The 19,739-nt window shown below is 63.2% G+C and carries 19 protein-coding genes; 9 read left to right on the top strand and 10 right to left on the bottom strand.

The window, feature by feature from the left end; all coding sequences use genetic code 11:
• The first annotated feature begins 58 nt into the window (after positions 1-58).
• Both ACFO3A_RS08665 and ACFO3A_RS08660 read left to right on the top strand, forming a co-directional pair.
• Positions 59-493 (top strand): hemerythrin domain-containing protein, encoded by a 435-nt coding sequence (locus tag ACFO3A_RS08665; protein WP_377725673.1) that lies wholly within the window; start codon positions 59-61, stop codon positions 491-493.
• Positions 494-606: 113 nt separating this feature from the next.
• Positions 607-2,547, top strand: a complete 1,941-nt coding sequence (locus ACFO3A_RS08660; protein WP_377725672.1) for an FTR1 family protein — start codon at positions 607-609, stop codon at positions 2,545-2,547.
• A 153-nt stretch (positions 2,548-2,700) separates the two neighbouring features.
• Here ACFO3A_RS08660 and paeA read toward each other — a convergent pair whose 3' ends face one another.
• The 5 genes from paeA to hemA form a co-directional block, all read right to left on the bottom strand.
• Positions 2,701-4,056, bottom strand: a complete 1,356-nt coding sequence (paeA, locus tag ACFO3A_RS08655) for a polyamine export protein PaeA (RefSeq protein WP_377725670.1) — start codon at positions 4,054-4,056, stop codon at positions 2,701-2,703.
• A gap of 198 nt (positions 4,057-4,254) precedes the next feature.
• Positions 4,255-4,572: a Grx4 family monothiol glutaredoxin gene (gene grxD / locus ACFO3A_RS08650; protein WP_377725668.1), complete on the bottom strand. Its 318-nt coding sequence runs from the start codon at positions 4,570-4,572 to the stop codon at positions 4,255-4,257.
• Between the two features lie 56 nt (positions 4,573-4,628).
• Positions 4,629-5,510 (bottom strand): peptide chain release factor N(5)-glutamine methyltransferase, encoded by an 882-nt coding sequence (gene prmC, locus ACFO3A_RS08645; RefSeq protein ID WP_377725667.1) that lies wholly within the window; start codon positions 5,508-5,510, stop codon positions 4,629-4,631.
• Complete coding sequence (prfA, locus tag ACFO3A_RS08640) at positions 5,503-6,585, bottom strand: peptide chain release factor 1 (protein WP_377725665.1); 1,083 nt, start codon at positions 6,583-6,585, stop codon at positions 5,503-5,505. Before prfA ends, prmC begins: the two co-directional genes overlap by 8 nt.
• Before the next feature lie 127 nt (positions 6,586-6,712).
• Entirely contained in the window at positions 6,713-8,008 is a 1,296-nt protein-coding gene (gene hemA / locus ACFO3A_RS08635; protein WP_377725663.1) for a glutamyl-tRNA reductase, read from the bottom strand.
• Between the two features lie 75 nt (positions 8,009-8,083).
• Here hemA and ACFO3A_RS08630 point away from each other — a divergent pair, with 75 nt between their 5' ends.
• Positions 8,084-8,359 (top strand): hypothetical protein, encoded by a 276-nt coding sequence (locus ACFO3A_RS08630; RefSeq protein ID WP_377725662.1) that lies wholly within the window; start codon positions 8,084-8,086, stop codon positions 8,357-8,359.
• 81 nt (positions 8,360-8,440) lie between these two features.
• Here ACFO3A_RS08630 and ACFO3A_RS08625 read toward each other — a convergent pair whose 3' ends face one another.
• Positions 8,441-8,857, bottom strand: a complete 417-nt coding sequence (locus tag ACFO3A_RS08625; protein WP_377725660.1) for a helix-turn-helix domain-containing protein — start codon at positions 8,855-8,857, stop codon at positions 8,441-8,443.
• A gap of 198 nt (positions 8,858-9,055) precedes the next feature.
• On the opposite strand from ACFO3A_RS08625, the gene ACFO3A_RS08620 reads away from it, so the two are divergent.
• Entirely contained in the window at positions 9,056-10,660 is a 1,605-nt protein-coding gene (locus tag ACFO3A_RS08620) for a methyl-accepting chemotaxis protein (protein WP_377725659.1), read from the top strand.
• A gap of 87 nt (positions 10,661-10,747) precedes the next feature.
• Here the strand turns inward: ACFO3A_RS08620 and ACFO3A_RS08615 are convergent, their stop codons facing one another.
• Genes ACFO3A_RS08615 through ACFO3A_RS08605 form a run of 3 tightly spaced genes read right to left on the bottom strand, consistent with a single transcriptional unit; the run spans position 10,748 to position 13,683 of the window.
• Positions 10,748-11,788 carry a DctP family TRAP transporter solute-binding subunit gene (locus ACFO3A_RS08615; RefSeq protein ID WP_377725744.1) on the bottom strand — a complete coding sequence of 347 codons (1,041 nt, stop codon included), beginning with the start codon at positions 11,786-11,788 and terminating at the stop codon, positions 10,748-10,750.
• 45 nt (positions 11,789-11,833) lie between these two features.
• A complete protein-coding gene (locus ACFO3A_RS08610) occupies positions 11,834-13,132 on the bottom strand; it encodes a TRAP transporter large permease (RefSeq protein ID WP_377725657.1) in 1,299 nt (432 codons plus the stop codon).
• Entirely contained in the window at positions 13,129-13,683 is a 555-nt protein-coding gene (locus ACFO3A_RS08605) for a TRAP transporter small permease (RefSeq protein WP_377725655.1), read from the bottom strand. Before ACFO3A_RS08605 ends, ACFO3A_RS08610 begins: the two co-directional genes overlap by 4 nt.
• A gap of 142 nt (positions 13,684-13,825) precedes the next feature.
• Here ACFO3A_RS08605 and ACFO3A_RS08600 point away from each other — a divergent pair, with 142 nt between their 5' ends.
• The 5 genes from ACFO3A_RS08600 (at position 13,826) to ACFO3A_RS08580 (ending at position 18,098) form a co-directional block, all read left to right on the top strand.
• A complete protein-coding gene (locus ACFO3A_RS08600; RefSeq protein WP_377725653.1) occupies positions 13,826-14,770 on the top strand; it encodes a LysR substrate-binding domain-containing protein in 945 nt (314 codons plus the stop codon).
• A 146-nt stretch (positions 14,771-14,916) separates the two neighbouring features.
• A complete protein-coding gene (locus ACFO3A_RS08595; protein ID WP_377725651.1) occupies positions 14,917-15,816 on the top strand; it encodes an amino acid ABC transporter substrate-binding protein in 900 nt (299 codons plus the stop codon).
• Between the two features lie 90 nt (positions 15,817-15,906).
• Positions 15,907-16,662, top strand: coding sequence for an amino acid ABC transporter permease (locus tag ACFO3A_RS08590; protein ID WP_377725649.1), 756 nt, complete (start codon positions 15,907-15,909; stop codon positions 16,660-16,662).
• Between the two features lie 2 nt (positions 16,663-16,664).
• A complete protein-coding gene (locus tag ACFO3A_RS08585) occupies positions 16,665-17,336 on the top strand; it encodes an amino acid ABC transporter permease (protein WP_377725647.1) in 672 nt (223 codons plus the stop codon).
• Between the two features lie 24 nt (positions 17,337-17,360).
• Complete coding sequence (locus ACFO3A_RS08580) at positions 17,361-18,098, top strand: amino acid ABC transporter ATP-binding protein (RefSeq protein WP_377725645.1); 738 nt, start codon at positions 17,361-17,363, stop codon at positions 18,096-18,098.
• Positions 18,099-18,426: 328 nt separating this feature from the next.
• Here ACFO3A_RS08580 and ACFO3A_RS08575 read toward each other — a convergent pair whose 3' ends face one another.
• Positions 18,427-19,617: a flagellin gene (locus ACFO3A_RS08575; RefSeq protein WP_377725644.1), complete on the bottom strand. Its 1,191-nt coding sequence runs from the start codon at positions 19,615-19,617 to the stop codon at positions 18,427-18,429.
• Positions 19,618-19,739 lie beyond the last annotated feature (122 nt).

Raw genomic sequence — 19,739 nt, 5'->3', positions numbered from 1 at the left:
GGCAACCGCACCCCCTCTAACCCACTTCTTTCACCCTTCCCCCTCTGGAGCCATCTGTATGAACATCGACAAATTCAAACATCAGCACGTAGACATCCTGTCGCGCATCGACCAGTTGCGCACGCTCACCCACGCAGGTGTGGAAACCAATGCCCAGGCAATTGCCCAGGGCATCATCAATTTCAGCTCTCTCATCAAGCTGCACCTGGCGGTCGAGGACAAAGCGCTGTACCCCGCCCTGCAGCGCAGCGGCGATGCCGCGCTGGCCCGCCTGGGGCAGCAGTTCCAGGAAGATATGGGGCCGATCGCCCAGGCATTCGACGGGTTCGCCCGCCGCTGGAACACTGCCGAGCGTCTGCGCAACGACCCCACCGGTTTTCGCAACGATGCCAACACCGTACTCAAGCGCGTGTACGAAAGAATGCAGCGTGAAAACCGCGATTTCTATCCGCGCATCGAAACCGCCCAGAACGCCGCCACCATGGCTGTCTGACGCCCCCCGAGCGCCGCATTCCCGTAATCAAGAGTACGTTCCAAGGTCAAAGTACGGGATATCCATAAGCTCAGGTAGAATCAAAAACGATTCTCATTCGTTAAGAGCTTATTATGCAACGCAAATTTTGGTGGCTGCTGGCCGTATTGGGGTGTTGGGTAGGACTGGCGGGGCCGGTCGCCTGGGCGGAGGAATCGGCCTCGGCACAGTCCCGCCAGCTGTGGCAATTGCTGGATTACGTAGCCGTTGATTACAGCGGTGCCGTCGAAGACGGGGCCATTGCCGACGAGGGCGAGTACGCCGAAATGCTCGACTTCACCGCCACTGCACAACGGCAGATCACCGCCTTGCCAGCACACGCCGAGCAGGCGGCGATTGCCGACACCATCGCGCAACTGCGCCAGGCCGTGGAAAACAAGGCGGATGCCGCCGAGGTGGCCGAACTGGCACACAGCGCCGCCGATGCCCTGGCCCGGGCCTACCCCTTCCCGATGGCCCCCGCCTTCGAGCCGAACCTGGCTCGGGGTGCCCAGCTGTACGCTGAACACTGTGCCAGTTGCCACGGTGCCAACGGCGCAGCCGACGGCCCCGCTGCGCAAGGCCTGGAGCCAGCGCCGATTGCCTTCACCGATGCCGAGCGTGCCGATGCCCGCAGTCTGGCGGCGCTCTACCAGGTGATTACCCAGGGTGTCGAAGGTACCTCGATGGGCAGCTACGGCAGCCTGTCGGAAGAAGACCGCTGGGCGCTGGCATTTTTCTCCGGCACGTTGTCGTATGACGCGCAGCTGACCGCACAGGGCCAGCAGCAGTGGCAGCAGGACGCGCAACTGCGCAGCCATTTTGCCGAGATGGGCGCCCTGACCACCGCCACCCCGGCCAGCCTGCAGAAAGCGCTGCCGCAGGCTGATGGCCGGGCCACCCTGGCCTACCTGCGCCAGCATCCGGAAGCCATCAACGTGGGCAAACCCACAGGCACCGCCCTGTCGCGCCTGCGTCTGCAGGAGAGCCTGGCGGCCCTACACAGCGGCGACAACGCCACGGCCATGCGCCTGGGCCTGTCGGCGTACCTGGATGGATTCGAGCCGCTGGAGCCTGCCGTGGCCGCCCGCGACAAGGCGCTGATGGTGGCAGTGGAAGCGGCCATGCTGCAGTACCGTGCCGCCATCACGAAAAATGACATCCCCGGGGCGGAAGCTGCCGCCGGGCACCTGGAAGCGCAACTGCAAAAGGTCGATACCCTGCTGCAGGACGGCGCCAACGACACCACGGCCACCTTCCTGGGCGCCTTCACCATCCTGCTGCGCGAGGGGCTGGAGGCGATGCTCATCGTCATCGGCACCATCGCCCTGCTGCGCCGCGCCAAGCGCACCGATGCACTGGGCTATGTCCATGCCGGCTGGGTCAGCGCCCTGGTGGCCGGCGGGCTGACCTGGGTTGTCGCCACCTACATGGTGGAAGTCAGCGGCGCCAGCCGGGAGCTGACCGAAGGTATCGGCTCCATCCTGGCGGCGGTGATTCTGCTCAGTGTCGGCCTGTGGATGCACAGCAAGAGCAGCGCCAACCGCTGGCAGGAGTATCTGGACGGCAAACTCCAGCACGCACTGGGCAAAGGTTCGCTGTGGGGGCTGTTCATGCTGTCCTTCATCGCCGTGTACCGCGAGGTGTTTGAAACCGTGCTGTTCTACACCGCCCTGGCCGCCGATGGCCACTACAACGCCCTGGCGGGCGGCGGCCTGGTCGCCACCGCAGTGCTGGCCGTGATTGCCTGGATCCTGCTGAAAACCAGCGCCCGGATGCCGATCGGCAAGTTCTTCAGCGCCACCTCGATCCTGGTCGGCGTCCTGGCCGTGGTGCTGATCGGCAAAGGCGCATCGGCCTTGCAGGAAGCCGGCTGGTTCTCCGCCACCCCGGTCAACGGCCCGCGCATGGAATGGCTGGGCACCTACCCGACGGTGGAAACCCTGACCGCCCAGGTCGTGATGCTGGTCATCGTGCTGGCCGGGTTTGGCTTCAACATCCTGAGCGCCCGCCGCACGGCAGCTGCCAAAGTCTAAAACCATAGCTGCTATCGCCTGATAGATAATAATTTCAGGCATGAATGACTTTGGATTCCAGGCAGCACTATCGGAGGCTGCTATCCAAAGTCATTCAACGGCCCTATTGAAACAGCATTCACGGTGGCCCCCAACGACCCCGGATTGCTACACTCAGGCAGAGGGGGCGACGGGATTTTCGGTAACGGGGGGCACCGGCACTGGCACGGGGGGCGACTCCGAAGCGAGCCGCGTCACCAGCACCTGGTCGATGCGGTAGCTGTCCACGTCGATCACCTCGAACTTGTAGCCGCCCCAGTCCACGCTGTCGGTGCGCCGGGGCACGCGGCGCAGCATGACCATGAGGAAACCGGCCAGGGTGGCGTATTCCTCGTCATGCGGCAATTCGTCCAGTTGCAGGGCGTGCAGCACGTCGTCGATCGGCGTGATGCCGTCGATGAGCCAGGAGTTGGCATCGCGGCGCACGATCTGTTCCTCGTCGGCATCCGGGCTGACCAGGTCGCCCATCACCGTACTCATCACGTCATTCAAGGTGACGACGCCCACCACCAGGCTGTATTCGTTCAGGATGACGGCGAAGTCCTCGCGCACCTGCTGGAACTGGTCCAGCACTTCGGCCAGGGTGAGCTTGTCCGGCACGATCAGCACGCGGCGGATCAGGCTGCCGTCCTTGAGCGACAGCGGCTGATTGTTCAGCACGCGCTGGAACAAATCCTTGGCGTCCACGTAGCCGATGACGTGGTCGATGTCGCCATCGCACACCGGGTAGGTGGAATACGGCTCCTCCGCAATGCGGGCGCGGATGATGTGGTCGGGGTCGTCGCGCAGAAAGTAGGCGATGCGGTCACGCTGCGTCATGGCCGAGGGCACGGTGCGCGAGTTCATATCCATCACGTTGGCAATCACCTGCTGCTCGCGCAGCGCCAGCACCCCGGCGCGGGTGCCGTCCTCGGTAATCGCCAGAATGTCGTCGCTGGTGATGCGCTCATCACGCACGGCGGGCAGGCGCAGCAGCCGCACCACCGCATTGGCCAGCAGGTTGAACAGCCACACCAGGGGCTTCAGGACCACGATGCACCACAGCATGGGGCGCAGCAGGCGCACGGCCAGGGCCTCCGGCTCGGCCATGCTCACACGCTTGGGCAGCAGATCGGCAAACAAAATGAACAGCGCCGTCACCGTGACGAAGGAAAGCAGAAAGCCCACCGTTTGCGCCTGGCGCTGCGGCAGCCACAGCGCTGCCATGTCGGTCAGGTAAGGCGACAGCGCCCCTTCCCCCACCACACCGCCCAGAATGGCCACGGCATTCAGGCCGATCTGGGTGACGGTGAAGTATTCCCCCGGCTGGCTTTGGACGTGCATCACCCCTTCTGCCCGCCTGTCGCCTTCCTCCAGCATCTGGCGCAGGCGCAGCCGCCGCGAAGCGGCCAGGGCGATTTCCGCCATCGAGAAAAACGCACTGGTGGCGATCAGAAAAGCAATGGTGATAAGGCTTTGTGTCAAAGTCATAAGCAAAGGGGGTGGCGCGGTGATGGCCCAATCTCACCGGAATACATGCCTCCTGCGCATGTGGGCGTGACTATTTTTTTGCGTCGCTGCCACACGACCAAAAACGAAAAAACCGCCCTGGCAGGGCGGTTTTCATCATATCCGTAGAAGCTTTCCATCCATAGCGGGTATGGCCGGACTGCTGCCACAGGCCATGGCTCAGGCGGTCAGCACTTTTTGCAGCTCGCCCGATTCGTACATCTCCATCATGATGTCCGAGCCGCCAACAAATTCGCCCTTGACGTAAAGCTGCGGGATGGTGGGCCACTGGCTGTAGTCCTTGATGCCCTGGCGGATTTCGGCGTCGTCCAGCACGTTCACGGTGGCGATCTTGTCGGCCTCCACGCCGCAGGCTTTCAGGATCTGCACCGCACGGCCAGAAAAGCCGCACATCGGAAAACTGGCGCTGCCCTTCATGAACAGCAGGATGTCGTTGGATTTGACCAATTGGTCGATACGTTGTTGAACGTCGCTCATGCAGATAACTCCAGGGCTAAAAAGACGATGCGCTCCAAAGGCGCAGCAGCCCGGGATTATTTCACTGTCCGGGAGTACGTAGGCATTGCAGGGTTGCAAGCGGCAGCATCCCGCCACTGCCCGCCCGTGCAGCGCCACTGCCCGGCCAGGTCCTGGCGGCTGACCACGCCCTGCAAACCCGCCCCGCGCAGAATGGCCTGCACCGCCTCGGCCTGATCCCAGCCGTGTTCCAGAAGCAGCCAGCCACCCGCTGCCAGATGCACGGGCGCCTGTGCGGCAATGGTGCGGATGTCGTCCAGCCCATCCCGCCCGCTGGTCAGCGCCTGGCGCGGTTCGTGGCGCAGGGCGGGCATGTGGGGGTCGTCCTCGCGGATATAGGGCGGGTTGCTGACGATGAGGTCGAACACCCCCGGCACGCCTGCCAGCCAGGACGACTGAACGCATTGCACCGGCAGTTGCAACCGCTGCGCATTGGCACGGGCCACGGCCAGCGCATCGGCGCTGAAATCCACCGCCGTGACGGCGGCCTGCGGGCGCTGGCTTTGCAGCGCCAGGGCAATGGCCCCGCTGCCGGTGCCCAAGTCCGCCACGCGGCACGGCGCGGCGGCGGGCAGCAGCTCCAGCGCCCATTCCACCAGGGTTTCGGTATCGGGCCGAGGGTCCAGCACGCGGGCATCCACCTGCAAGTGCAGGCCGAAAAATTCCTTGCACCCCGTCAGATACGCCACCGGCACGGCATCCAGGCGCTGGGCGCACAGCGCTTGGTATTGCGCCCACTGCGCGGCAGTCAGTGTGTCCTGGTCATGCGCCAACAGCCAGGCCCGGTCGTGGTGCGGTCGACCCAGCAGGTGCAGGAGCAGGATGTGGGCGTCGATACGCTCCAGCCCCATCTGCCGAGCATGGCGCAGGGCATGTGCCAGCGTGACCGGTTCAGCCATTGATCGCCAGTTCCTCCAGCAGCTCTGCCTCCCGCGCGGCTTGCAGGGCGTTCAGCACTTCGTCCATGTCGCCTTCCATGATGGCCAGCAATTTATAGAGCGTGAGGTTGATGCGGTGGTCGGTCAGCCGCCCCTGCGGGTAGTTGTAGGTGCGGATGCGGTCGCTGCGGTCGCCGCTGCCGATCAGGCCCTTGCGCAGGGCGGCTTCCTTGGCTTCGCGCTCCTTGCGCTCTTTTTCCTGGATGCGGGCTTGCAGCACCTGCAGCGCCTTGGCCTTGTTGCTGTGCTGGCTGCGTCCGTCCTGGCATTCGGCGACGATGCCGGTGGGCAGGTGGACGACGCGCACGGCGGAATCGGTCTTGTTGATGTGCTGGCCGCCCGCGCCGCTGGCGCGGAAGGTGTCGATGCGCAGGTCGGCCGGGTTCAGGGTGATGGCCTGGGTTTCGTCCGGCTCAGGCATGACGGCGACGGTGCAGGCGCTGGTGTGGATACGGCCCTGGGTTTCGGTGGCCGGCACGCGCTGCACGCGGTGGCCGCCGGATTCAAAGCGCAGGCGGCCATAGACGTTTTCGCCTTCGATGCGCAGCACCACTTCCTTGTAGCCGCCGATTTCGCTTTCGTTGGCGCTCATGATTTCCACGCGCCAGCCCTGGTTGGCGGCGTAGCGGGTGTACATGCGGGTGAGATCGCCGGCGAACAGGGCCGATTCGTCGCCGCCGGTGCCGGCGCGGATTTCGATGAAGGCATTGCGCTCGTCATCCGGGTCCTTGGGCAGCAGCAGGCGTTGCAGTTCGTCCTCCAGCTGCACCAGTTCCTGCTCGGCACTGGCGATTTCTTCCTGCGCCATGTCGGCCATGTCGGGGTCGGCCAGCAACTCCTGCGCGGTGGAGCGGTCGGCCTCGCACTGGCGGTAGCGGGCGTAGCGGCCCGCGATCTGCGTGACCTCGGCATGTTCGCGGGAGATGCGGCGGTACTGCTGCATGTCGCCCATGATGTCTTCGCGGGAGAGGAGGAAGTTCAGCTCCTCCAGACGCTGGGCGTAGCGTTCGAGCTGGTTGCGCAGAAAATCTTGCATGATGAAGGCCTGAAACTATTGAATGCATAGCTGCCAGCGCTTGCAATGCAAGGTTTTCAGAATGATTTAGTCTTGAAAATCAATAAACACCGGCGGTAGCAGCTACGGTAAAAGCAGTGCAGCAGCGCTAACGCTGGTGGTTGCGCCCGCGCAGGAACAGGCGCTGCACGGTGGCGGCGGCCTGTTCGCGCTCGGCATCGCTGCCCTGGCGCAGGGCGGTCATGCTGCCGTGCAGCATCTTTTGCGTCAGGCCGCGCGAGAGGGCTTCCAGCACCGTGTCCACGTCCTCGCCCTTGGCCAGCAGCTTTTTGGCGCGGGCGATTTCCTGGGCACGCCACGCATCGGTCTGCTGGTTGAGCTGCTGGATGAGCGACACCGCCCCGCCCTGCGGGTTGCGCTGCTCCAGCCAGTGCAGAAAGCTTTGCACGCCGTGGTCGATGATGACCTCGGCCTGCTCCACCGCCGCCTGGCGCTGGGCCTGGCCGGTGCGCACCACGCTGGCGAGGTCGTCCACGGTGTAGAGGTAAACGTCGCGCAGATCCTTGACCTCGGACTCGATATCGCGCGGCACGGCCAGATCGACCATGAAGATGGGGCGGTGCTTGCGCTTCTTCAGCGCCCGCTCGACCGCGCCCAGGCCGATGATGGGCAGGGTGGACGCGGTGCAGCTGATGACTGCGTCGTATTCGTGCAGATGCTCGGGCAGGTCGGCCAGCGGCATGGTGCTGGCGCCGAACTGCGCGGCCAGCTTCTCGCCGCGCTCGACCGTGCGGTTGGCAATCGTCATCTGCTTGGGATGGCGAGCGGCAAAGTGGGTGGACACCAGTTCGATCATCTCGCCCGCGCCGACGAACAGGATGCGGATTTGCGTCAAATCCTCGAACAGCTGCGCGGCCAGCCGCACCGCCGCCGCCGCCATGCTGATGCTGTGGGCGCCGATTTCGGTGCTGCTGCGCACTTCCTTGGCCACGGCAAAGCTGCGCTGGAACAACTGGTGCAGGGTGGAACCCAGCGCCCCGGCATCTTCGGCGGCCCGCACGGCGTTCTTGAGCTGGCCGAGGATTTGCGCCTCGCCCAGCACCATCGAATCCAGACCCGAGGCAACGCGGAAAGCGTGGCGGGCCACGGAACCGTCTTCCAGCAGGTACGAGTGCGAGCGCAGCGTCTCGGCGCTGACGCCGCCGGACTGGGCCAGCCAGCCCAGGGTGTGGTCCAGCGCCGCCGTGTGCGCGGCACAATAGATTTCGGTGCGGTTGCAGGTGGAGAGGATGGCCGTCTCCACCTCCGGGTGGCGCGTGGCGCTGGTCAGGGCGCTGCGCAGGCCCAGCAGCGTGGGCGCGATCTGATCGAGCGCAAATGCAAAACGGCCCCGCAAATCCAGCGGCGCCGTGTTGTGGTTGATACCTAATGCCCAAACTGCCATAGGCGCCGATTATAAAATCACTCACCAGCCAAGGGTTAGTCCGAAGTCAAAGACTTGATCTTGGTCATGATAAACATGGACGCAAATGTATTTTTCTGGCACTTGCTCAACTTCCTGGCCCCCGCCGCCTTCCTGGCCGTGACCCTGGGGCTGGGTGCCTGGGCGCTGCGCATCCCCCGCCGCCTGCCGCTGTGGACGGGCATCGGCCTGAACTTCGTGCTGGGCAGCATCGTGCTGGGCGCGGGCCTGGCGCTGACGGGCAGCGACGGCAAACTGACCACCTACGGCGCACTGGTGCTGGTCATGGGCAGCTTCCAATGGTTGTTACGGCGCAACACTGGCGCGGCCTGAACTATCAAAACAAAAGCGTTTTACGCTGGCAAACAAAGAATTTCAGGGTGTTTATTACCTGAAATCCTTTATTCATAAACGCTAAAAGCTCTCTCTTTGTCTGCTTTCGGGCGCATCCAGCGCCGGGCGGGCGCCCAGATACTCGCAGCAGACCTTCACGACCTGCTGCACAAAGTTCACGTCCCGCGTCGGCAAGTCGGCCAGCCAGGTCGCCAGCACCAGAACGTCGGAAACGGGCAACTGCGGCGTTTCCTGCAATAAATCCCCGCACGTCGTGCCCAGCACCGCTGCCAGCCGCTCCAGCGTCAGCAGCGAGGGCACATGCTTGCCGCGCTCGAAACGCGACAGGGTTTCCGTTTCCACTTCCAGGCGTTCGGCCACCTGGGCCTGGGTCAGCCCCAGGGCTTTGCGCCGGGCCGCCAGGTTGCGGCCCAGCCGGGCAGGCAGGCCGCTGGGCGGCGCAACGGGGATGAATGAATTGGAATTGTTGTCAACCATTTTTGTTGTATTGGGATTCAACGCAAATAGTCGTTTTTATTTTATTTGAAACCAGAATGTAAAATGTCGTGCAACCACCAGACAATTTACACCGATTGATGCTGCATGTAACTTGATGTAGTATTTTTTAATCGTAGAAAAATTCTTGGGAAATTTATTTTCCATTCATGGGATTCAATAAAAAACCGATTATTCCAAATGCAATTGAAAAATATCTCCATCGGCAAGAAAATCTGGATTTCCCTGTGTTTGATCATGGTATTGCTGACGTGTACGGGCGGCATGGCCATTTACCACCTGAATCGCGTCAGCCTCGATATGGGGGCGCAAACCAAATATGTGGACGACCGCAAGGTGGAAGTGGAACGCTGGCGCGGGCTGTCCCAGCTGTGGCTGGACAGCGTGGAGATTTCCAGCACTTCGGAAAATCCCGACGTTATTTCCGCCGCGCGGCTCAGGCAACAAAACTACATGGGGCAAATACGTAGCCTGTCGAATAAGTTTCTGGAAGAGACCTTTCGGGAAGAAGTCAAAACCATTGTCATGAAGGTGCGTGGCCTGCGTGCCCAGGCCGACGAGATCAACGACAAGGTGCTGGGCCTGCGCGAACGTGGCGAACATGCCCAGGCCATGCAGGCCTGGGAACAGGAATTGCAACCCACCATGCGCCAATGGAATCAGGCCGTGCATGAATTGGCCGAGGTACAAACCCGCATTGGCGACCATTTGATTGCCGAGGGCCGCCACAATTTTGCCGACGCCATCGTGTACAGCGCCCTGGCCGCCGGGGCAACCATCGCGCTGGGGCTGCTGATTTCCTACCTGGTGGTGCGCCAGATCACGGTGCCGCTGGAACGTGCCGTGCAGTTGGCCGACACCGTGGCGGGCGGCGATCTTTCCGTACAGGCACACGATGATCGTCGCGACGAGCTGGGCCAGCTTTTGCGCAGCCTGGATGCAATGGCCGCCAGACTGCGCGGCGTGGTGGGCGAGGTGCGCAGCGGGGTGGAGGCCGTCTCTGCCGCCGCCGGGCAGGTGGCCACGGGCAACCTGGATTTGTCCAGCCGCACCGAGCAGACCGCCAGCAATCTGGAAGAAACCGCCGCCAGCATGGAGGAGCTGACCGCCACCGTCACCCAGTCGGCAGACACCGCCCGGCAGGCCAACCAGTTGGCGGCCACGGCAACGCAGGCGGCCGAGCGCGGCGACGGCGTGATGCAGCAGGTGGTGCAGGGCATGGCGCAGATCAACACGGCCAGTCGCAAGATCGGCGACATCATCGGCGTGATCGACGGCATCGCCTTCCAGACCAACATCCTGGCGCTGAATGCCGCCGTGGAAGCGGCCCGTGCCGGGGAACAGGGCCGGGGTTTTGCCGTGGTGGCCAGCGAGGTACGCAGCCTGGCCGGACGCAGCGCCGAGGCGGCCAAGGAGATCAAGCAGCTCATCACCAACAGCGTGGAGACGGTGGATGCCAACACCTCCCAGGTGGCGCTGGCGGGCGAGCAGATGCAGGAGATCGTTGCCAGCGTGCGGCGGGTGACGGATTTGATGGAGGAGATCACCGCCTCGGCCACGGAGCAGCGCGACGGCATTGCCCAGGTGAATCAGGCCGTGACCAGCCTGGACCAGATGACGCAGCAGAACGCCGCGCTGGTGGAGGAATCGAGCGCCGCCGCCTCGGCCATGAACGAACAGGCGCAGCGGCTGGCGCAGGTGGTGTCGGTGTTCAAGGTGGGCGATGCGGTGGCGGCTGCGCCCCACGAGGGCTGGCGCGGGGACGAGCAGCTGAAGCTATCGTAATCAAAGCACCTTCCGCAAATAAACAAAGGGTTTCGGATATTTATCTATCCGAAACCCTTTGTTTTCAATCGATAGAAGCTCTGTTTTTTACTGCTTGCGGGCAGCGATGGCCTTTTCGGCCATCTCGACCAGATTGGTGCCGATCTGCGGTTTCCACTTGGTGTAGACGCTCTTGGTGGCATCGGCAAAAGCCTTGCGCTGCGCGGCGTCCAGGTCGGTGACGGTCACGCCCAGGGCTTGCAGTTCCTTGACCAGGGGCTTGCCTTCTTCGACCAGCCCTTTGCGGGCGATGGCGATTTCTTCCTTGCCTGCGTCAATGGCGGCCTGGCGCACGATTTCGCGGTCTTCGGGCGTCCAGCTGGCCCACACTTCCTTGTTCACGACGAAGATCAGCGGGTCGTTCATGTAGCCCCACAGGGTGATGTGGTTCTGGCCGACCGATTGCAGCTTGGCCGCCTGGTAGACCGCCAGGGGGTTTTCCTGGCCGTCCACGGCCTTGCTGGCCATGGCGGGCTGGGCATCGGCCCAGCTCATCTGCGTGGGGTTGGCACCCAGGGCGGTGAAGGTGTCCAGGAACAGCGGCGAGCCGACGACGCGCACCTTCAGCCCCTTCAAGTCGCCGGGCTGGACGATGGCGTGCCTGGAGTTGCTGATCTCGCGGTAGCCGTTCTCGCCCCAGGCCAGGGGCTGCACGCCGGCCTTGTCCAGCGCCTTGAAGATTTCCTTGCCGGTGTCGCCCTGCACCACGGCATCGACGGCGGCGTAGTCGGGGAACAGGAAAGGCAGCGAGAACAGGTTCAGCGCCTTGACCTGCGGCGACCAATTGATGGTGGAGCCGACGGCCATGTCGATCACGCCCTGGCGGATGGCGCTGAACTCGCGCGTCTGGTCGCCCTGCACCAGCGAGGTGCCGGGGTAAAGCTTGATGTTGATGCGCCCGTCGGTGCGCTCGCGCACCTTGTCGGCCCACAACTGGCCGCCCTGCCCCCAGGGGAAGGCGGTGCCCAGCACCAGGGACATGCGGTATTCACTCTTGTATTTGGCCGTCTGGGCCTGGGCAGCGGGCAGGCCCACGGCCAGCAGGGTGGCGGCAGCGGCGGTGGCCGTCAGCAGGGTACGCAAACGCAGGGTCATCACGATGTCTCCTTTTTTCGTCGTCAAAAAATGCCGGGGTCAATACCCCAGCCGGGCGGGCAGCCACAGGGCAATCTGCGGCCACTGCAACACGATCAGCATGGCCACGGTCATGGCCAGCACCAGCCACAGCACCCAGCGGGTGGTGGCTTCCATACGCACCTGGGCGATCTTGCTGGCCACCATCAGGTTCACCGCCATCGGCGGGGTGAACTGGCCGATGGCCACCGTCAGCACCAGCAGCACGCCGAACCACACCACGTCCCACTGGTAATGCACCATCAGCGGGTACAGCAGGGGCACGAAAATCAGCAGGATGGAGATGCCGTCCAGGAACATGCCCAGCACCAGCAGCATGACCAGCACCAGCAGCAGGATGCCGGTGGAGCCGAGGCCCGAGTTCACGATGGCCTGCGTGATCGGGTCGATCACCCCCAGGGTGGAAAGCGAGAAGGCGAAGATGCCCGCCAGCGATACCACGATCAGAATGACCGCCGACAGCTCGCCCGCTTCGCGCAGGATTTCAAACAGATCACGCACGCCGATGGTGCGATGCACGACCATGCCGACGAACAGGCCGTAGAACACGGCCACCACGGCGGCCTCGGTCGGCGTGAACCAGCCCAGGCGCATCCCGCCCAGGATCAGCACCGGCGCGGCCAGCCCCCAGGCGGCTTCACGCAGGCTGCGCCAGAACGGCGGGCGCGGCAGGCTGGCTTCGAGCTTGCCCATGCCGTGGCGGCGGGCCAGCCACACGGCAGGCACGATCAGCGCCACCCCGGCCAGCACGCCGGGGAACATCCCGGCCGCAAACAGCGCAGGCACCGATGCGCCGGGCACCAGCACGGAATAGACGATGAAGGCCACCGAGGGCGGAATCAGAATGTCCGTGGCCGCCGCGCCGGCCACCACGCTGGCCGAGAACCCCGCCGGGTAGCCCGCGCGATGCATGGCGGCAATCATCACCCCGCCCACGGCAGCAGCGGTGGCCGGGCCGGAGCCGGAGATGCCGCCCATGAACATCGCCACGCAAATCGCCACCAGCGGCAACATGCCGGGGCCGCGCCCGACGATGGCGACGGCAAAGTTCACCAGCCGCGCCGCCACGCCGGAGCGGTCGAAGATCGACCCCACCAGCACGAACATGGGAATCGCCAGCAGCGGGTACTTGCCCAGCCCGGCGTAAAAATTCTGCGGCACGGCCAGCAGGCCGAACCACTGGCTGTCGCCATTGGCCAGGGCGATGCAGGCCGCGCCCGCCAGCCCCAGGGCGGCGCCAATGGGCACCCCGGCAAACATCATGGCCAGGAAGGCGACGAACAGCAGGGTGACGATCATGGCTGCGCCCCCGGCTCATCTGCATCGGTGACGATTTCCGGCGCAAACGCGCCGGGGCGGCCCTGGCGGACGAACAGGCCCAGCGCCCGCAGCGCAATGGCGATCGAACACACCGGCAGCCAGATCGAATACCACCACTGCGGCACGCCGATACCGGGGGAGGTTTCCTCGTAACGCCAGTCGTCCCACACCAGCCGCACGCTCAAAACGGCCAGCACGGTAAACAGCAGCGCCACCATCAGCGCCCCCAGACGGGCCAGACGGCGGCGGCGCTGCACGCTGCCCTGGCCGCTGAAAAACTCGATGCGGATGTGCTGGTCGCGTGCCACGGCGCTGCTGCCGCCCACCATGGCCAGCACGATCATCAGGAACACGGAAATCTCCTCCGTCCAGGCAAAGGATGCGTCGGTGAAGTAGCGCACCAGCACGTTGGCGAAGGTGATCAGGGCCAGCAGGGCCATGAGGATGACCACCAGCCAATCCTCCACCGCCAGGGCTTTGGCAGAGGACAGGGGGGCAGGCGCATCGGAAGAAGGCTGGGGATCGGTCATAACGGCACGGAAAGTGGCACAAAAGCCAGAAAACAGAGCCTGCCCGGGCGGCGGCAGGCTGCGCTGCATTATTGCGAACTTGCCCCGTGCAAACCGCAAGGCCAGCGCCCGCCAAACACGAAGGCAGCGCCATAATCACGCGATGGAAACCAAATGGCTTGAAGATTTTGTCAGCCTGGCCGAGACGCGCAGCTTCAGCCGCTCCGCCCAGCTGCGCCACGTCACGCAACCGGCCTTCTCGCGCCGCATCCAGGCGCTGGAAGCCTGGGCCGGGGCCGATCTGGTCGACCGCAGCTCCTACCCCACGCGCCTGACGCCGGCAGGCAAGACCATGTACGACCAGGCGCTGGAGATTCTGCAAGCGCTGCAAAGCACGCGCTCCATGCTGCGGGCGCACGCCAGCTCGGACGCCAGCATGGTCGGCTTTGCCGTGCCGCACACCCTGGCGTTCACCTTTTTCCCGCGCTGGGTGGCGCAGGTGCAGGCCAGCTTCGGGCCGTTCAAAAGCAGGCTGATCGCGCTGAACGTCCACGATGCGGTGATGCGCCTGGTCGAAGGCGGCTGCGACCTGCTGATCGTCTACCACCACAGCTCGCAGCCGCTGGAGCTGGACGCCTCGCGCTATGAAATGGTCAATCTCGGCCAGGAGCTGCTCGCCCCCTACTGCAAGCCGGACAACCTGGGGCAGCCGCTGTTCCCCCTGCCCGGCAGCAGCGAGCGGCCCCTGCCCTTCCTGGCCTACGGGCCGGGCGCCTACCTGGGGCGGCTGACCGAACTCATCCTGAAGGAAGCGGGCGTGCCCGTCCACCTGGAGCGGGCCTACGAAACCGACATGGCCGAGGGCCTCAAGGCCATGGCGCTGGAGGGGCTGGGCGTGGCCTTCCTGCCCTTCAGCGCCGTGCGCGACGATCTGCAAAGCGGCCATCTGGTCAGCGCCGCGCTGGCCGACGGGCCGCAGTTTTCCCTGCCGATGAACCTGCTGGCCTACCGCGAAAAGCCCAATCCCAACAACAAGGAAAGCCGGGCCGTCCATGCCCTGTGGCACTTCCTGCAGGAGCAGGCTGCGGGCTTGCCCTTGGCAGGATAAGCAAAAAAATTGCAAAACCAAGGGTTTTTCCGGGGGAAACAACCAATTACCTATTTGCCAGCGTCCTTTACGATGAGCCGCCTGTTCGTTTACGAGACGACTTTCCCCCAGACTTACGCTGTTCAACCAGCAAGGAGCTCTCCTCTATGAAAAAACATTTGCTAGCACTGGCCGTTACCGCTTTGGCCGCCTCCAGCGCCATGGCCCAGGCGGGCGACACTCTGGCCAAGGTGAAGTCCTCCGGTGCCATCACCCTGGGCGTGCGTGAATCGTCGGGCGCCCTGGGCTATACCCTGGGCGACGGCAAGTTCGTCGGCTTCCACACCGAAATGGCCGAGAACATTTCCCGCGACCTGCAAAAGAACCTGGGCCTGTCCAGCCTGAACATCAAGTACCAGCCCGTGACCTCGCAAAACCGCATTCCCCTGGTGACCAACGGCACCGTGGATCTGGAGTGCGGCTCCACCACCAACGACCTGAACCGCCAGAAGGAAGTGGACTTCGCCAACACCACCTATGTGGAGCAGGTGCGCATCGCCGTGCGCAAGGATTCCGGCATCAAGGACGTGGAAGACCTGAACGGCAAGACCGTGGCCACCACCACCGGCACCACCTCGGTGCAACTGCTGCGCCAGAGCAAGCGCGGCAGCAACATCGACTTCAAGAACATCCTGGGCAAGGACCACGCCGACAGCTTCCTGCTGCTGGAAACGGGCCGCGCCGATGCCTTCGTGATGGACGGCTCCATCCTGGCCGGCAACATCTCCAAGTCCAAGAACGCCAAGGACTTCATCCTGGTGGGCGAACCCCTGTCTACCGAACCCATCGCCTGCATGGTGCGCAAGAACGACCCGGCCTTCCTGAAGGCGGTGAACGACTCCATCGCCCGCCAGGCCAAGGACGGCACCCTGGCCAAGCTGTGGGACAAGTGGTTCATCCAGCCCATCCCGCCCGCCAACGTGCCCGTGGGCCTGGCCTTGTCGGCTGCCACCCAGGATGCCTGGAACAACCCGAACAACAAGCCCAAAGAAGACTACAACAAGTAAAGCCCGGTCGTTCGACACACGCCCCTGCCTGCCCTGCTGCGGGCGGGGCGTTTTTTGTTGATGTGACCCGTTGGATGGAAGGAGTGCCCAATGGCATGGGACTGGCAAGTATTTTGTGAAGACACCCTCGACCGCACCGCCGTAGCCGGCTGTTTTGGCAAGAACGGGGACATCACCTATCTGGACTGGATACTCTCGGCCTGGGGCTGGACGGTATCCGTCTCTCTTTTGGCGCTGCTGCTGGCCCTGGCCAGCGGCATGGTGGTAGGTGTGCTGCGCACCCTGCCGGACAGCAAATGGGCCGTGCGCTTTGGCAACGGCTGGGTGGAGTTTTTCCGCAACATTCCTTTGCTGGTGCAGATTTTCCTGTGGTACCACGTGATTCCGGCGATTTTCCCCGCGCTCAAATCCGTCTCCGGCTTCGTCCTGGTGGTGCTGGCACTAGGCTTTTTCACCTCGGCACGGATTGCCGAGCAAGTGCGCTCAGGCATCCAGGCGCTGCCCCGGGGCCAGCGCCACGCGGCAATGGCAATGGGCTTCACCACGTGGCAGGTGTACCGCTACGTGCTGTTGCCCAATGCGCTGCGCATCATCATTCCGCCGCTGACCAGCGAGACGATGAACATCTTCAAGAACTCCTCCGTGGCCTTCGCCGTTTCGGTGGCCGAGCTGACCATGTTCGCCATGCAGGCGCAGGAGGAAACCGGGCGCGGGGTCGAGATGTACCTGGCCGTGACCGGCCTCTACATCGTTTCCGCCTTTGCCATCAACCGCATCATGGCCTGGATTGAAAAGCGCTCGCGCGTGCCCGGCCTGTCCGCACCCAGCGCAGCAGGGGGGCACTAAGCATGAATTTTTCTCTGGATTGGTCGTTTTACAGCTGGGACCTGATCGCCAACTTCGTCCTCAAAGGGCTGGGCTTCAGCCTGATGCTGACCGTCATCGCCACCATCGGCGGCGTGTTCTTCGGCACCCTGCTGGCCATGATGCGCCTGTCCGGCCGCAAATGGCTGGACGTGCCCGCCACCATCTACGTCAACGGAATGCGCTCCATCCCGCTGGTGATGGTGATCCTGTGGTTCTTCCTGCTGGTGCCGTTGCTGATCGGCCGCCCGATCGGTGCGGAAATCTCCGCCGTCATCACCTTCACCGCGTTCGAAGCGGCGTACTTCTCCGAAATCATGCGGGCCGGCATCCAGTCCATCCCGCGCGGGCAGGTGTTCGCCGGGCAGGCGCTGGGCATGAGCTACGGGCAGAACATGCGCCTGGTGGTGCTGCCGCAGGCCTTCCGCAACATGCTGCCGGTGTTGCTGACGCAGACCATCATCCTGTTTCAGGACACCTCGCTGGTCTACGCCATCGGTGCTTACGACATGCTCAAGGGCTTTGAAGTGGCCGGCAAGAACTATGGCCGCCCGGTCGAAGCCTATCTGGCCGCTGCCGTGCTGTATTTCGTGATGTGCTACGGCCTGTCGTGGATCGTCAAACGCATCCACCAGAAGATCGCCATCATCCGGTAAACCCTGCCGCAAAAGGAAAAACCTATGATTGAAATGAAAAACGTCTCCAAGTGGTACGGCAGCTTTCAGGTGCTGAACGAATGTTCGACCAGCATCGAAAAAGGCGAAGTGGTCGTGGTCTGCGGGCCGTCCGGCTCGGGCAAGTCCACGCTGATCAAGACCATCAACGCCCTCGAACCCATCCAGCAAGGCGAAATCTGGGTCAATGGCGTGGGCGTGCACGACCCCAAGACCAACCTGCCCAAGCTGCGCAGCCAGGTCGGCATGGTGTTCCAGCACTTCGAACTGTTCCCGCACCTGACGGTGACGGAGAACCTGACCATCGCCCAGATGAAGGTGCTGGGCCGCAACCCTGCCGACGCCAAGGCCCACGGCCTGAAATACCTGGAGCGCGTCGGCCTGCTGGCGCACAAAGACAAGTTCCCCGGCCAGCTCTCCGGCGGCCAGCAGCAGCGCGTGGCCATTGCCCGGGCGCTGTCGATGGACCCCATCGTCATGCTGTTCGACGAGCCGACCTCGGCACTCGACCCTGAAATGGTCGGCGAGGTGCTGGACGTGATGGTCAGCCTGGCCCACGAAGGCATGACCATGATGTGCGTCACCCACGAAATGGGCTTTGCCAAGAAAGTCGCCAGCCGCGTCATCTTCATGGACGTGGGCGGCAAGATGCTGGAAGACTGCTCCAAGGACGAATTCTTCGGCAATCCCGAAGGCCGCCAGCCACGCACCAAGGAGTTTCTGAGCAAGATTCTGCAGCACTGATCTGCGCAGCACACAACCTGAAAAGAGAGCTGCTACCGCACGTATTCATTAGATTTCAAGGTGTTTTATCCTTGAAATTTATGGATACCAAGCGGTAGCAGCTCTTTTTTATTACTCGAACGGAGAGGCCAAGCCCTCCAGACCTCCATCGGCAAAATACCGGAATGGTGGGAACGCGGCAAGCTGCATGAAGCCTGTCCAGCCACTGCCCCGGCGTGACGCCCGCCCACAAAAAAGCAGCCTTTGTTTGCACAAAGGCTGCTATCAAAAGCAAAACACTCAAAAACCCACCCCTGCCGTTACAGGAAGGGGCGGGCCATACCGCCGTTTAACGCAGCAGGCTCAACACCTGCTGAGGCAGTTGGTTGGCCTGGGCCACCATCGCAGTACCGGCTTGTTGCAGGATCTGCGTGCGGCTCAGGTTGGCCGTTTCTTGGGCAAAGTCGGCGTCAACGATCCGGCCACGGGCAGCCGACAGGTTCTCGTTCTGGATGTCGATGTTTTCCACCGATTTCTCGAAACGGGTCTGGATGGCACCCAGTTGGCCGCGTGCCGTACTCACCTTGTCGATAGCGCTATCAATGCGCTGCAAAGCTTCCCAAGCGTCCTTTTGCGTAGCAATTGTGATCTTGTCAAAGCCCCGGCCAGCGGTGCCAGTCACTTCCGTCGCGCCACTCACAGCACCAATCGAAGCAGAGGAGCCGCCACTCATCGTCACAGCCATAGCGGTGTAGGTACCATCGCTCTCAATGGTGCCGCGCAGCTCAATGCCCGTTTTCGCTTCATTCAGGAAGGCCGTCACGCCGGTATCTGCCGTCTTGGAGTTGATGGCTTCAATCACCTTGCCCAGTGCTTCCTCGTTAGAGGTCTCATTGTCCGACTCGGCGATCGTTGCAGTCACTGCCGTACCGTTCGTACCCGTGATGCTGACCGTCACATCAGCGCCAGTCATCATGGCGCCAGTGACAGCCGGAGCCGTAATCGCGCCCGTGGCATAGCGCGAGTTGCCCAGTTGATCCACCTTGGTATTGGCCAAGGCGCCCACGGTGATGTTGTCGCCCGAGTTCGCTCCCACCTGGAACACTGCGCCGGTGAAGCTGCCGTCCAGCAGTTTGGAGCCGTTGAAGCTGGTGGTTTTGGCCACGCGATCCACTTCATCACGCAGTTGGGACAGTTCGGCCTGCAGGGCTTCACGGTCGGACGTGCTGTTGGTGGCGTTACTGGACTGCACGGCCAGCTCACGCATGCGTTGCAGCATGTCGCCGACCTTGCCCAGGGCGCCTTCAGCGGTTTGCGCCAGCGAGATACCGTCGTTCGCATTGCGCGAGGCCACCGCCAGGCCCTTGACCTGCGTGCTCATACGCTCGGCGATGGCCAGACCGGCAGCATCATCCTTGGCGCTATTGACACGCAGGCCGGAAGACAGGCGCTGCATCGAAGTAGCCAGCGAACCGCCCGACAAGCCCAGATTGCGCTGGGCGTTGATGGACACGACGTTGGTGTTAATTGACATACCCATTTTGATTCCCCTTCTTGATGGATCTACCGTCAGTGATATGCCTTGGCCCAAGCTTTGAAATATGACTTTTCAAATACTTGGGTTTGGGCTTTTTGTGCGGGGGTTGTTACGCCCCCGTTTCC

The sequence above is a fragment of the Comamonas nitrativorans genome (assembly GCF_042654765.1).
Classification (GTDB): Bacteria; Pseudomonadota; Gammaproteobacteria; order Burkholderiales; family Burkholderiaceae_C; genus Comamonas; species Comamonas nitrativorans.
Note: the sequence above shows the minus strand (reverse complement) of the source record. Positions and strands in the feature narration are given on the sequence as shown.

Bases quoted from the DNA above. Each gene is read 5' to 3' on its own strand.
- ACFO3A_RS08665 (WP_377725673.1), top strand. From the start codon at position 59: ATGAACATCGACAAATTCAAACATCAGCACGTAGACATCCTGTCGCGC.
- ACFO3A_RS08660 (WP_377725672.1), top strand. From the start codon at position 607: ATGCAACGCAAATTTTGGTGGCTGCTGGCCGTATTGGGGTGTTGGGTA.
- paeA (WP_377725670.1), bottom strand. From the start codon at position 4,056: ATGACTTTGACACAAAGCCTTATCACCATTGCTTTTCTGATCGCCACC.
- grxD (WP_377725668.1), bottom strand. From the start codon at position 4,572: ATGAGCGACGTTCAACAACGTATCGACCAATTGGTCAAATCCAACGAC.
- prmC (WP_377725667.1), bottom strand. From the start codon at position 5,510: ATGGCTGAACCGGTCACGCTGGCACATGCCCTGCGCCATGCTCGGCAG.
- prfA (WP_377725665.1), bottom strand. From the start codon at position 6,585: ATGCAAGATTTTCTGCGCAACCAGCTCGAACGCTACGCCCAGCGTCTG.
- hemA (WP_377725663.1), bottom strand. From the start codon at position 8,008: ATGGCAGTTTGGGCATTAGGTATCAACCACAACACGGCGCCGCTGGAT.
- ACFO3A_RS08630 (WP_377725662.1), top strand. From the start codon at position 8,084: ATGGACGCAAATGTATTTTTCTGGCACTTGCTCAACTTCCTGGCCCCC.
- ACFO3A_RS08625 (WP_377725660.1), bottom strand. From the start codon at position 8,857: ATGGTTGACAACAATTCCAATTCATTCATCCCCGTTGCGCCGCCCAGC.
- ACFO3A_RS08620 (WP_377725659.1), top strand. From the start codon at position 9,056: ATGCAATTGAAAAATATCTCCATCGGCAAGAAAATCTGGATTTCCCTG.
- ACFO3A_RS08610 (WP_377725657.1), bottom strand. From the start codon at position 13,132: ATGATCGTCACCCTGCTGTTCGTCGCCTTCCTGGCCATGATGTTTGCC.
- ACFO3A_RS08605 (WP_377725655.1), bottom strand. From the start codon at position 13,683: ATGACCGATCCCCAGCCTTCTTCCGATGCGCCTGCCCCCCTGTCCTCT.
- ACFO3A_RS08600 (WP_377725653.1), top strand. From the start codon at position 13,826: ATGGAAACCAAATGGCTTGAAGATTTTGTCAGCCTGGCCGAGACGCGC.
- ACFO3A_RS08595 (WP_377725651.1), top strand. From the start codon at position 14,917: ATGAAAAAACATTTGCTAGCACTGGCCGTTACCGCTTTGGCCGCCTCC.
- ACFO3A_RS08590 (WP_377725649.1), top strand. From the start codon at position 15,907: ATGGCATGGGACTGGCAAGTATTTTGTGAAGACACCCTCGACCGCACC.
- ACFO3A_RS08585 (WP_377725647.1), top strand. From the start codon at position 16,665: ATGAATTTTTCTCTGGATTGGTCGTTTTACAGCTGGGACCTGATCGCC.
- ACFO3A_RS08580 (WP_377725645.1), top strand. From the start codon at position 17,361: ATGATTGAAATGAAAAACGTCTCCAAGTGGTACGGCAGCTTTCAGGTG.
- ACFO3A_RS08575 (WP_377725644.1), bottom strand. From the start codon at position 19,617: ATGGGTATGTCAATTAACACCAACGTCGTGTCCATCAACGCCCAGCGC.